Genomic DNA, 12,139 nt, shown 5'->3' with positions numbered 1-12,139 from the left:
CTTATCTATAGAGTTCATTCTATGGATTTAAACTACACTAACAAAATTTTGCTAGTAATGAAGCACCTAAATCGCTTTTAACAATGATTTGACGTTTGCGGTCAAACATAACGCAACCGACGAGAACACCGGCTTCTGTATGATTGCGGATGTAATCCTGTGAACGCTGGTCAATTTTTTGGGCGATTGCACGATAAACTAAGTTGACCCAATCAGTGCCGGCAGTTTGATCCAAAGCCCGAAGATATTGCAGCGCGTCTTCTGCGGTGGCACAATTAAAAATTGCTTGTAAATCCTGCGCCGGCAACCCTAAATTCCCACAATGAGCGCAAAGAATCTCTAGGCGTCCGTCGGCTAAGTGGTGGTGGGTATGAAAGATTCCACCGGCTAGTTTGATCAGTTTGCCGTGATAGCCAAATAATAAGAGCGATTTCAGTCCCACGGTGCCGGCAAGTGCCAGAATTGGCCCTAACCAGTTAGCCGTCTTCACGAGCTGTTCTGGATTAACGCCTAAACTTTTAGCTAAATCTAATCCATTTTCTCCAACACAAAGCACTAAATTATCAAAATTGCAAGCTTTTTGTCGCAGTTCTTCGCAGTAGGCGTCAAGTTGTCCTGGGGCGCTTAAAGGTTGAGAGATAGCGGAGGTTCCCAGCAGCGAGAGTCCTTCAATCACGCCAAAGGCTTCATTGGAAGTGCGCGTAGCTAGCTGCCGGCCTTCTGGCAAAATAATTGTGACGGTAATTTTTTCCCCGGCTTGCAAATGCCGGCTTAGGTTTTCTTGTAGCAACCGCCGCGCATAGGCATAGATTGCCGGTTGCTCATTGGCGTTCATTTGCCGGCCAATTCCTTCGCCTCCTTGGATAATGATTTGTGATTCGGAATCACTAAGATTTTGTTGACAAGAGTTCTGCCGGTTTTGGAATTCTACCATTGCCCAAATCGGCGTATTGCGTGTTAGGTCAAGATTATCGCCGGGATCGCTGCGCGTAATAGCTAATGCCATCCCTTCTTTAATACCGGCAACCTGTTCAATCGAAATTTCTACTGTTTCAGCCGGCTCAATTAAATCGATTGATACTGAGGGGATCGGTTGCAAAGCGTTTTTAAGCCGGTGTAATGCAGCGAGGGCAGCCGCACAAGCAAACACCGGCAGCGTATATCCAGAGCGGGGTTTAGAGATATTCATCAGGCAATTGTGTTAATTGATGTGATAATTTCAGCCAGACAGAGCGATAAATTTATATTAAAAATTAAAATACACTTTTCCTATTTATCTAGTTGTTAAAATTGCCTTGCGCCGGCTGGGAAAAGACGAGTTAGAATTAGGGGAAGCGTAAAAGCGAACGCTTTGATGACATCAGAAAGTTTTTCAGGATTGAGCAGCAGATACATCAACTGAGACACTTTCCGATTATCCCCTGCAATTGCCGGTTCACCCTAAGTAGTAGCGCTCTCTTCAGATTCAACTGCTTTGCTTCCTGTAATTTTCAATCCGTGGCAAAAATTTCCCCCATTTACCAATTGTCAACCCCTGCCGGTTTGGTATTTCAATCGTGTAAATACGCATCTGTGAGGTTTGCCTTGCTCAGCTTGACTTCCTTACAGGATTCTTTGGCATCCAATTATTCCACACATCAATCCCTTGGGAAATTATTGCCAAATGTTCCTCAACCCCTATCAGAATTTCTTGTAGGCAATAGTTCAGTTGCTTTTCCTATCTTCTGGCAGACTCAACCATCAAAGTTAACCGCTGCTCAAGCTTGCTTTTTTACAGCCAAAGGAAGAGGGCGGCGTAGGCTTTTATCTCGGCTATTTGCAGTTCCTATCAATTCATTGAGATTAGCCGGCATTGATTGGGCATTCTAAGAAGAATACACCTATAAGCTGCATATCTTCGTCTTAATGTCAATAAGCAATGTAGATGATCGCAAATTGCATAGCAACGCCCGGACAAATTATGTAGTTTTGTCTCAATATATTGAGATATATCTCCCCGCTGATGGATGTGCTCGCACTACCTCACCCTTTACTTTCAGAGAATTACCCGGTAACGCTAGCCTCGCCTTCGATACTTGCTTATTGAAGGTGGGGTTGGCTTCATTCCTCGCTTAACTTCCAAGATTTTGAATGCACGGATTTTGAGTTTTGTTTGAGCAGTAAAAGCCATGAGACAAAACAGTTTCAGCAAATTACCCTTTCACTCAGCAACACTCAGCCATCAACCCCAACTTATATCAAAAGGTTGCCAATTCCCATATGCTCAGAACCGTGGTGGATTTTGCTCCTGTTGAATCACTTTCTCTCTCAAAGCCGGAGATTTCAGAAACGATGATTTCCGACTCCATAGTGCCTTGCGAAGTGCTCAGCACTTGCGAACCGGCGGGGGAGCAAAAGGGGATTTCCAAGCAGGCAATACGTTCTAGCTTAAAAGCTTCAACGTTTGATAGTGTTTTTTCCAACATTTTTGGCGCAGCCACCACCGGCGTGTTGCTAACAGACTTCACGCTGCAGTTAGGTGCGACGAGTTGGGAAATCGGCTTGCTGTGTGCGCTGCCGATGGTGATGAACTTTCTGCAGCCGGTGGGAGCCTATTTAGCAGACCGGCAAACAAGTCGCAGCCGGTATAACTTGCTAATGTTTGGCTGCTCAAGGCTGCTGTGGCTGATGTTAGTGGTGGGGATCGGGTTTGCTAGTTGGTCTCACGCAGACCGGCACCTGCTGCTGCAAGGGACACTGTTTATTGTCTTTGCCGCTAATTTGCTCTCAGCACTCGGCAGCGCCTCCTGGCTAAGCTGGATGAGCGTATTAGTTCCCCACAAGCTGCGGGGACGGTATTTTGGCTTTCGCAACAGTGCCGGCAGCTTGACAACACTGCTGGGCGTGCCGCTGATGGGAATCGTCGTATCTGCATGGGCCGGCGGTACAATTCAAGGCTATGGAGTCGCTTTATCTGTCGCAGTTATAGCCGGATTGATCAGTCTGGGGTGCCAGTGTTTCATGGCAGATGTTAACCCCCAGCAGCAGGAAAACCCTCAAAAGGCGGAGACGGGGGAAGAAGGAGAGACAGAGACAAAAAACTTCGCTACACTCCTCAAAGACACCAATTTCTTAACGTTTCTGCTTTACTTTGGCTTTTGGACGTTTGCGGTTAATCTCAGCAGCCCGTTTTTCAATCTCTACCTGCTGAAAGATTTAGGCTTGGATGTGAGTTGGGTAACGATTTTTAACAGCTTTAGCGCTGGGGCGAACCTGCTGATGCTGATGCTTTGGGGTAAATTGGCAGATCGGCTGGGCAACCGGCCCATCCTGCTTTTAGTGGGGATTTTAGTGGGAGTGACGCCTTTACTCTGGGTAGGCACCAGCAACAATCCTCTGTCTCTTTGGTTGTTGTTGCCACTGCTGCACGCGCTGGGTGGCGGAACTTGGGCGGCAATTGACCTGTGTAGCAATAATATTCAGATGGAAATCGCGCCGAAGCGGCAGCCGTCTACATACTTTGCCATTGCCGCAGCCGTTGCCGGTGTGACGGGTGCGTTGGGAACTACAGTCGGCGGCTTTCTTGCCGAGATCCCGGCAGTCGGTGGTTTAACCGGCTTATTTGCCCTCTCAGCCGTCCTGCGACTGGTAGCCATTGTGCCTTTGCTGTTTGTCCAAGAGCGTCGTAGTCTTTCACTGGGCCAGCTTATTCGTAATTTCTTACCGTTAAAGCCGCAAAGGGTGCCGGTTTTAGCCGCAATTCCTGTAGCCGGTTCTATGGCGATCTCGCAAACCTCAGAAAGGGACTAGGGGCTAGTAAATTAAAAAAATTAGGCTCTTGAGTCAATCGGGTGAGCATAAAATCTGAGAGAACGAGTGGTTAGCCATTGAAAAGCCACTCGACTAATTCTTTATCGAATAGTGCCGGTTCTTCAAACTGAGGCGCATGGCTGCTCTTTTCAAATATGCGGATAGTCAGATTACTGAACTTGTCTCTGACGGATTCCCACAGATATGCCGGCGGCTGAAGATAATCATAGCGACCAAGGGCAAGAAATACAGGCGCTTGTAACTTATCTAAGTTTTGAGTAATATCTATGTCCCGAAAAACCTCGCCCCAAACATAATCAAACATAGCCATATTGACTTCTACTCCTTCCCAAAGTTTTGTCGCATCAAAGTTGTAGTCAAACCAACTTTTGGGTGCCATGAGAAGGCAATAGGTAATAAAGGCTTTCTCAGGTGCGGCTTCGATTTCTTGAGGCAACCGGGCTAGATTTTCAGCAAGCGCTGCTTTACGCTCAGGGCAAACCGAGTCATTCAAATATCGTTGAGCCGCAAGATGCCCTTCCTGCGACAAATTCGGGCCGGCACAGATCATTACCACATGAGACACATGGGCAGGATATTTCTTCGCATATTCCAGCGCCATAAATGCATGACCTGAATGACCAATAACAATAATTTGATCGAATCCTAACTCTTTTCTAACGAGTTCAATATCATCACTCAGTCTATCTAACTGGAACTGAGCCGTATCTTTACAATCATAAGGAGGTGAAAACCCTCGATGATCGACAAAAACCAACTTTAGACTATTACGCAGATTGTTAGAGAAGGTTCGAGAGTAATATAGTGAACTTCCAACCACGATGGCAGGAACCCCCTTACCTTCAACAATGTACTGGAGTTTGAACCCGCTGGAATATACATAGCCTCTTAAAGACATATTCTTACCTGCCCATATTTCATACGCTTAATCACTAGGAAAGCTAAGGTTACGCTTCCCCTTTTCTCAAAATTCTTTCTACCCTCCTAGCGGAGAGTGGGAGAGAAATTGCAAAGTTAAATGCTCATTAGCTTATCAACCTGTTGGACTCAACACTCAAAAGTCAAGACTCAGGACTTAGAACTGAGAACTCATCACTCAGGACTCCTCCTTCACCACTGAGGTTCTGAGGTTATCAACGCCTCAGCTTTTTTTGTATCTAAAGGTTTAGAAAATAAATATCCTTGCCCGGAGTCGCATTGCAGTCCTTTGAGTTGCAGCAGTTGTTGCTCGGTTTCTATTCCCTCTGCGACTACATCCATCCCCAAATTATTTGCTAGCACAACGATGGCTTTAACGATTTCTGAATTTTCATCCTGAGTATCTAACCGGCTGACAAAGGAACGATCAATTTTTAAGGTACTCACCGGCAAGCTTTGCAAGTAGCTTAAAGAAGAATAGCCGGTGCCAAAATCATCGATACATAACTGAATATTTCTGGCTTTAAGTTGGTCGAGCGCTTCCGCTGCGGCTGCGGCATTCTCCATTAGCAAACTTTCCGTAATTTCCAGCTTTAAGCTCGTCGCATCTAGCCCACTTTCGAGGAGAACTGCATCAATTTGCTCGATTAAACACGGTGCTGTGAGTTGTTTGCTAGATAGATTCACATTCACGGACAGTTCTTGAGTGTTGAACTGTTTTTGCCATTCGGCCATCTGCAAACAAGCTTCGCGCAAAACCCACTGTCCGAGAGGAACAATCAAGCCGGTATCTTCGGCAATGGGAATGAATTCGGTTGGTGAAATGAAGCCTCGTGTGGGGTGCTGCCAACGAAGAAGTGCCTCGAAACCTAAGAGTTTACCCGTCTTGAGGGACACAATCGGTTGATAGTGAAGCAGGAATGAAGTATTGAGACTAGAGACAGGAGAATTAAGAATTTTTTCCCCATTTTTTATCGTTGCTGCTTCATCTTTTCCTAAGATGGCTCGCCGCAAGTCTGTTTCTAAGTGCAGGCGTTCTAATGCGTTGGCGTGCATGGCGGCGTTGAAAACTTCATGACGCGCTCTTCCTAAGCTTTTGGCGCGATACATGGCGGTGTCAGCATCGCGCAGGAGGTCTTCAGGCCGGCTATAAGAGTGAAGGGTGAAGGCGGAAGCGTTTCCAGCAGCAATTTCTTGGACTTCACTTTTACTCAAGGCAATGCCAATGCTGACTGTTGTAAACACTTCATGTCCATTGACGTGAAAAGGTGACTTTAAGGAAGCGTGGATCTGCTCTGCTACAGCGTCGGCATCACCGGCATCGTGGATACTGTCGAGGAGGATGGCAAATTCATCCCCTCCCAGACGCGCGACGGTATCACCAGGACGCAGACAGGTTTGCAGCCGGTGGGCAAAAGCGACGAGCAGCTGATCCCCTATACTGTGCCCAAGGCTATCATTAATCAGCTTGAAGCGATCCCAATCTAGAAACAGCACGGCAAATCTGTAATCAGAGCGCTGTTTGGCGACTTCGACGGCATTCCACAAGCATTTAGTGAACAAAGCGCGGTTTGGTAAGCCGGTGAGGGGATCATGAAACGCTGCGTGCCATAATTGCTCTTGCGCCCGCTTGCGCTCTGTTATATCGCGGGTGACGACTGAAAAACCCCGCAGATAACCAAATTTATCGCGGGAGACGGTAATGATCACATCAGCCCAAAATTGCGAACCGTCTTGCCGCACGCGCCAGCCTTCTTCTTCGAGCCGGCCTGCCAGAGCAGCTTGTTTCAGGACTTTCCAAGGTTTTTCTTCCTGAATTTCTTCGCTGGTGTAAAAGCAAGAAAAATGCTTTCCCACAATCTCAGAGGCTAAATAGCCGGTGATGCCTTCCGCACCTGGATTCCAACTAACCACCTGACCGAGGGGATCTAGCATGAAAATGGCGTAGTCTTTGACGCTTTCTAGTAAAAGGCGGAAGCTCTCTCTCTCTTCATACAGCGCTTCCTCTGCCTTTCTGCGATCTGTAATGTCCCGGCAGCTATAAAGAATGGTTCCCTCTTGGATGGAGACGCGCTTGACGTTCACGAGCATGGTGCGACGCTTACCGACTTTGTTCCTTACCTGGCGCTCGATATTTTGAACTTCTCCGGTTGTTTTCAGCTGATCCCAGTCAAAAATATTTTCTCCTAGCAGCTTGGAAATCTTGCCTAAGGCATGAATTTCGGCGACTGAATATCCGAACAAAACTTGGGCGTTGGGTCCGATAAATGTTATTTTGCCGGCGTCATCGGTGATAAAAACTGCTTCTGTAATGTTAGATAGAGTGATTCGATGTAACTCTTCCGAGGCTTGCAGTGCTGCTTCGGCTTGTTTGCGCTTGGTGATGTCTGTGTGAATTTTCATCGAACCGCTCAGGCAGTGATATCCATCAAACACCGGCGTCCCACTAACTAACACCCAAATTGTTTCTCCCGACTTTGTCCGCAGTTCGATTTCATAATCTTCGTAAGTGCCGGTGCTGCATTGCTGTCTTTTTTCTTGCAACAAGCAATAGCCGGCTTCTCCCATTGCTAAGTCATCTTCCGAGCGCCCTAGCAATTCCTCTGCTTTGTAGCCCAGCATTTCACAAAAGTGCTGATTCACAAATTCGATGGTGCCGTCTTTGCCGGCAATTAATAAACCTTCGTTAATCTGCTCAAGTAGCGGGCGATATTCCAAGATAGAAGTAAAATCTTTTATTTCAATATTTTGTTTTGGCTTGCTTATTTTCCAAGCAAAAATAGCCAGTCTTGTTACATCGCCCTGATCATCAAAGACTGGAAATATCACATTTTCTAGGCAAATTTCTGCATAGTCTTCTTCAAATCGCACAGGCTTTGATGTGCGAATGACTTGCTCAATTTGTACTTTTTTTTGTTGAGCAAGTTCGGCAGATTGTAGCTCGTAAATACACTTGCCGGTGATTTCTTTAGGGGATACGCCTAATCTTTGGGCAGCGATTTCGCTCGTAGCGAGAATAATTCCTTGGGGATCAATCAACAAGGCTGACTCTGCCGGCGCATTCAGAAGCGCCTGCACCCTTTCTTCTCTCTCTTGTAGAGCTTTTTCAACCTTTTTCCGCTCCTCAATCTCTTTTTGTAATTGCTCGTTTGCCTGGTTTAATTGAGTCTTGAGGGCGATCAATTGACTTTCCAACTCGGCACACGTTAAATTTACTACCCCTTCAACAGCCGGAAGAGAAGCCTTGGTTTCAGTGGACTCAGCAAGCGGCTGGGCAATGGCGCAACAGTATTGCTTGCCCTCTAATTCGAGATAATATCCTGTGAATTTCACCGGCACATTTTGACCGTTTTTGTGGAGCTGACACGATTTTAAAGTGAAGGAGCCGGTTTGTTTTAGGGTGTGCCAGTGCTGTGCCCAATTTGTGGCACTCAGATCAGGGTTGATATCCCAAATACTCAACTTAAGCAGTGCTTCGCGGGAATAGCCTATTTGCCGGCAGGCGGCTTCACTGGCATAGACGCATCGCCCATCTGAGGTGATCCAGAAGACTGCTTCGGCTGCCATATCAACGCCATGTTTTATTGTGTCAGATGCCGACTTGTGCGCGAATTGGGCAAGTTCACCAGGTAAGTCGGTTGGGTACTGGTGCCGCCAGAGGAGAATAACAGCCTTGTGGCTTAAGGCTTGCAGGGCTTTCCTTTGCGGTTCTGCCAGATTGTGAGGCAAAAAGTCTATCACGGATAAGGTGCCGATTTTAGAACCTTGTGCATCAATGAGGGGGATTTTCGCATAAAAGGCGATATCGCTGGAAGCGTGGGGAGCAGGAATTGCCGGCAACTCCAAGTTTTCTTTTAATTTAAAGCAATGCTGGTAGCCGTTTTCAAGGGAGATTAGGGCAATGGGTGCGTCGCACACCTGTGCGGCTAGGCGGGTAATCTCTTCCAATGCCTCTTCAAGCCAAGGTTCAAATCCATGTGTTTTGGCAGGCGAAGTAGCAAGCTCATCTGTTTGACTTTTCGGCATTGTTGTTGGAATCATTGCATCCTCTAGCTCTTGCTGGCTTGCCAATTTGAACCCTGCGATCTGCCGGTTTTGCCCGAATGTTTGAAAATTTCGCTGACAGTGCGTTAGACACACAGACTATTTAATTTGTTTTGCTGTTGATTTAGTTGTAACTTAAAATACAAACAAGTGTTTTCAGTTAGCCTTCGATTCAAGCTATTTTGGTGCGAATAGACTCGCTCTGATGACTGGTCTTTGTAAACAAATTTAGTTTTTTCTCCTAACCTGCCACCGCCAAATCGCTCAAATGCTTCGCTCTGCCCCTTTGGCTACGCTGAAGTTGACACAAAGATACTTGACTCTTTATTATCTTGATTGTAATCTTACATTTTTTTAAGGATTGTAACTTTATTAAGGCTTTAGTGAGAACTTTAAGAATCAATGCCAGAACAAGTAGTTTAATTTAAGCATTTGTCCAGAAAACACCTTTGTAGAATCTTCATAGTTTATCAAAACCTTATAGTTTATAATATAGGACATTTTATGATAAAATTATAGGGATTTTATTAATTTTTTATTGAAAATCAAGTTTTTATGGCAGCGAATAGCTAGCTGATCTAGCAGCCTCCTCAGTTACAAAATGTTTTACAATTTAAGGAAATGTCGGCTATCAATGAAGACTTTGCATAATTAACTCGCAAGCAGCCCTTTCCCGTCCAGCATCGTTGAGCGATTAGGCGTTTGGCAATCGAGAGACGGTTACCCGTAGTTCAGAGAATTCGGGAAATCGCTGAAATCCTCTAAACTGTAAATATTAAGTAAGATTAAGAGAGCCGCAGCTCTGGCCCAAGTGAGAGCCGGCCAATCAACCGCCTCTAGTCTAGAAGTATGGACTCAGGCTAGTTCCGGCAGTCAGACTCGCAAGCCGGGTCAGGATAAAAACATGAATCAGGTAGATTATCTTCGCATCAGTCTGATTGATCGGTGCAATTTCAACTGCCAATACTGTATGCCAGAGGGCGCAGAAATTGACTACATCCTGAAGCAGAATTTGCTAAGCAATGAAGAACTGCTGACGCTAATTCGAGAAATCTTTATACCAGTTGGATTTCGTCGGTTTCGTCTCACTGGGGGAGAACCGCTGCTGCGTCCGAATGTGGTGCAATTGGTAGGCCAGATTGCCCAGTTGTCAGAAACCGAAGACTTGGCGATGACGACGAATGGATTTTTATTAGCCGATCTGGCTGAAGATTTGTATCAGGCCGGCCTGCGGCGAATTAATATCAGTTTAGACTCGCTGGAACCGGCAACCTTTGACCGAATTGCCGGTAAAGCAGGTCGAAGCCGGTGGCCACAAGTTTGGGCGGGAATTCAGGCAGCTCATCGGGTGGGGTTTGACCCACTCAAGCTGAATGTCGTGGTAATTCCGGGCGTAAATGATGGGGAAGTTTTAGATTTAGCCGCGCTTACCATTGAACGCCGGTGGCACGTCCGATTTATTGAGTTTATGCCAATTGGCAACGGCGATTTATTTGATGGTCGCGGGTGGGTGCCATCAGCGCAGTTGCGGCAGCAAATTAGTGATCGCTGGGGATTGGTCGAATCGCGAGTCACAGGTGCTGGGCCGGCTGACGTATTCCAAATTCCTGGTGCCAAAGGCACACTAGGATTTATCAGTCAAATGTCAGAATGTTTTTGTGATCGGTGCAACCGGATGCGCCTCTCAGCAGACGGCTGGTTGCGACCGTGCTTGTTAAATGAAACTGGCCAGATCGACTTGAAAACGGCTCTGCGAAGCCGAGTTCCCTTAGCTGAGTTGAGGGAGAAGGTGCGCCAGTTACTCGGTCTCAAACCAGAGATTAACTTTAAACAGCGCGAGTCAGGCACGGCTGCCGGCATCTATACGCGCACCATGTCACAGATAGGAGGTTAGTCAATTGTCCTTTGTCACTTGCCCTAAGACAGTAAACGCAGGACAAAAGACAAGTGACCTAAGCTTTGCGGGAATAGTATTCAACCACAAGCAGTTCGTTAACTTGTAGAGCCACCCATTCGCGCTCAACAACGCCGTTGACCTTACCAACCAAGGTGTTTTTGTCAAACTCCAAATGGCTGGGCGTGTGGGCCAAGCCTGGGTTGGCCAAGTTGGCTTCAACTATCTTGCGGGAAGCTTCTTTGTCTTTAACCGCAATGATTTCTCCCGGCCTGCACTGATAGCTGGCAATATTGACTCCACGACCGTTGACGGTAATGTGGCCGTGATTTACCAGCTGACGGGCGGCTGGAATGGTGGGAGCCATGCCCAAGCGGAAGACGGTGTTATCGAGACGCATCTCCAACAACTGCAGGATGACCTGGCCGGTGGAGCCGGTGACTCGGCGGGCTTTGCGGACATAGCGCAGCAGTTGCCGTTCCGTGAGACCATAATTGAAACGGAGCTTTTGCTTTTCCTCAAGGCGGATAGCATACTCAGACCGTTTTTTGCGGTTTTGGCCATGTTGGCCCGGTGGGTAGGCTCGTTTCGGCTGTTTGCGAGTAAGCCCTGGCAGGTCGCCCAGACGACGTACAATTCTGAGGCGCGGGCCTCTGTATCGCGACATGGAATTTCCTCTCTATATCCTTCGGTGGAATTTTACCCAGACATTCTAGTATAAACCTTAACGACTGTGACTTACCCGTGTTAAGTTGGATTCATTTTGAGGACATTAACTAGAATGGCTATGCTTCCTCTTAATCGTTTGCACTATGATCTCCCCAGGATCGGCCAAGGCTGTGATCGGGCCGGCAGCCGAAAAGCCAAGCGTTTGATGCGCTTTTCTGTAAGGCAGTTGGTGATTGCCGGGTTACTGGCAATGGCAGTTCCCCAGCAGCCGGCTACTGCCACGCACGGAAATAATTATCAAAGTTGTGCGTCTAAACTGTTAAATGCCGGTCTTTTTCCAGAAACAGTAGCCCCAGCCTGTGCCGGTGCCCTCGATCCTGAGGAAATGGCTAGCTGCGTTGTGAAAATATATCGGAGAACTGACATTGCCGCGACAGATGCCTTGACGACTTGCCGCAGGGTACGGCGTCCCAACGAATTAGCGACTTGCGTGGTGGATATTAGCAAAACTGCTCAAGCCTCATTAACCCCAGACGTTTTAGACAACTGCCGGCGCAGTCTGTTGCCGAAGCGCTATTCCGAGTGTGTGGTCGGTCTCAGCCGTAATATTGATGTAGTTCCCGCTCAAGCAATGACTGTGTGCATTGATGCAGCGGATCGCATTGCCGATTTCGATCCCAGCTTTATCCCCCAAAATCAGCTGCCAGGGACGCCGGCACCCACACCAAATTAACCCACTATTGGGATGAGAGGGGGGTTGGCGGGGGTTTGGGAAACATTCTCCTATCCCCCATCGCCAAAACT

8 protein-coding genes are annotated in these 12,139 nt (G+C 47.2%); 3 read left to right on the top strand and 5 right to left on the bottom strand.

Annotated features, from left to right (window positions below):
• Positions 1-37: 37 nt before the first annotated feature.
• Entirely contained in the window at positions 38-1,189 is a 1,152-nt protein-coding gene (gene cbiD / locus H6F73_RS21080) for a cobalt-precorrin-5B (C(1))-methyltransferase CbiD (RefSeq protein ID WP_190760732.1), read from the bottom strand.
• A gap of 95 nt (positions 1,190-1,284) precedes the next feature.
• The gene (locus tag H6F73_RS27085; RefSeq protein ID WP_277882632.1) at positions 1,285-1,407 is read right to left on the bottom strand and encodes a hypothetical protein; all 123 of its coding nucleotides are present in this window, start codon (positions 1,405-1,407) and stop codon (positions 1,285-1,287) included.
• Between the two features lie 924 nt (positions 1,408-2,331).
• On the opposite strand from H6F73_RS27085, the gene H6F73_RS21075 reads away from it, so the two are divergent.
• Entirely contained in the window at positions 2,332-3,789 is a 1,458-nt protein-coding gene (locus tag H6F73_RS21075) for an MFS transporter (RefSeq protein WP_242072586.1), read from the top strand.
• A gap of 70 nt (positions 3,790-3,859) precedes the next feature.
• Here H6F73_RS21075 and H6F73_RS21070 read toward each other — a convergent pair whose 3' ends face one another.
• Positions 3,860-4,708 carry an alpha/beta hydrolase gene (locus tag H6F73_RS21070; protein ID WP_190760730.1) on the bottom strand — a complete coding sequence of 283 codons (849 nt, stop codon included), beginning with the start codon at positions 4,706-4,708 and terminating at the stop codon, positions 3,860-3,862.
• 212 nt (positions 4,709-4,920) lie between these two features.
• Positions 4,921-8,769, bottom strand: coding sequence for a bifunctional diguanylate cyclase/phosphodiesterase (locus tag H6F73_RS21065; protein WP_190760729.1), 3,849 nt, complete (start codon positions 8,767-8,769; stop codon positions 4,921-4,923).
• Between the two features lie 907 nt (positions 8,770-9,676).
• Between H6F73_RS21065 and moaA the strand changes: the two genes are divergently transcribed.
• Positions 9,677-10,666 carry a GTP 3',8-cyclase MoaA gene (gene moaA, locus H6F73_RS21060; protein ID WP_190760728.1) on the top strand — a complete coding sequence of 330 codons (990 nt, stop codon included), beginning with the start codon at positions 9,677-9,679 and terminating at the stop codon, positions 10,664-10,666.
• A gap of 58 nt (positions 10,667-10,724) precedes the next feature.
• On the opposite strand, the gene rpsD is transcribed toward moaA, so the two are convergent.
• A complete protein-coding gene (gene rpsD / locus H6F73_RS21055; RefSeq protein WP_190665071.1) occupies positions 10,725-11,333 on the bottom strand; it encodes a 30S ribosomal protein S4 in 609 nt (202 codons plus the stop codon).
• A gap of 120 nt (positions 11,334-11,453) precedes the next feature.
• On the opposite strand from rpsD, the gene H6F73_RS21050 reads away from it, so the two are divergent.
• The gene (locus tag H6F73_RS21050) at positions 11,454-12,068 is read left to right on the top strand and encodes a hypothetical protein (protein ID WP_206754759.1); all 615 of its coding nucleotides are present in this window, start codon (positions 11,454-11,456) and stop codon (positions 12,066-12,068) included.
• Positions 12,069-12,139 lie beyond the last annotated feature (71 nt).

The sequence above is a fragment of the Microcoleus sp. FACHB-68 genome, from assembly GCF_014695715.1.
Classification (GTDB): Bacteria; Cyanobacteriota; Cyanobacteriia; order Cyanobacteriales; family Oscillatoriaceae; genus FACHB-68.
This window is presented reverse-complemented; position numbering and strand designations above follow the sequence as displayed.

Coding starts and splice junctions, on each gene's coding strand:
- H6F73_RS21050 (WP_206754759.1), top strand. CDS start 11,454: ATGCTTCCTCTTAATCGTTTGCACTATGATCTCCCCAGGATCGGCCAA.
- moaA (WP_190760728.1), top strand. CDS start 9,677: ATGAATCAGGTAGATTATCTTCGCATCAGTCTGATTGATCGGTGCAAT.
- rpsD (WP_190665071.1), bottom strand. CDS start 11,333: ATGTCGCGATACAGAGGCCCGCGCCTCAGAATTGTACGTCGTCTGGGC.
- cbiD (WP_190760732.1), bottom strand. CDS start 1,189: ATGAATATCTCTAAACCCCGCTCTGGATATACGCTGCCGGTGTTTGCT.
- H6F73_RS21065 (WP_190760729.1), bottom strand. CDS start 8,769: ATGATTCCAACAACAATGCCGAAAAGTCAAACAGATGAGCTTGCTACT.
- H6F73_RS21070 (WP_190760730.1), bottom strand. CDS start 4,708: ATGTCTTTAAGAGGCTATGTATATTCCAGCGGGTTCAAACTCCAGTAC.
- H6F73_RS21075 (WP_242072586.1), top strand. CDS start 2,332: ATGATTTCCGACTCCATAGTGCCTTGCGAAGTGCTCAGCACTTGCGAA.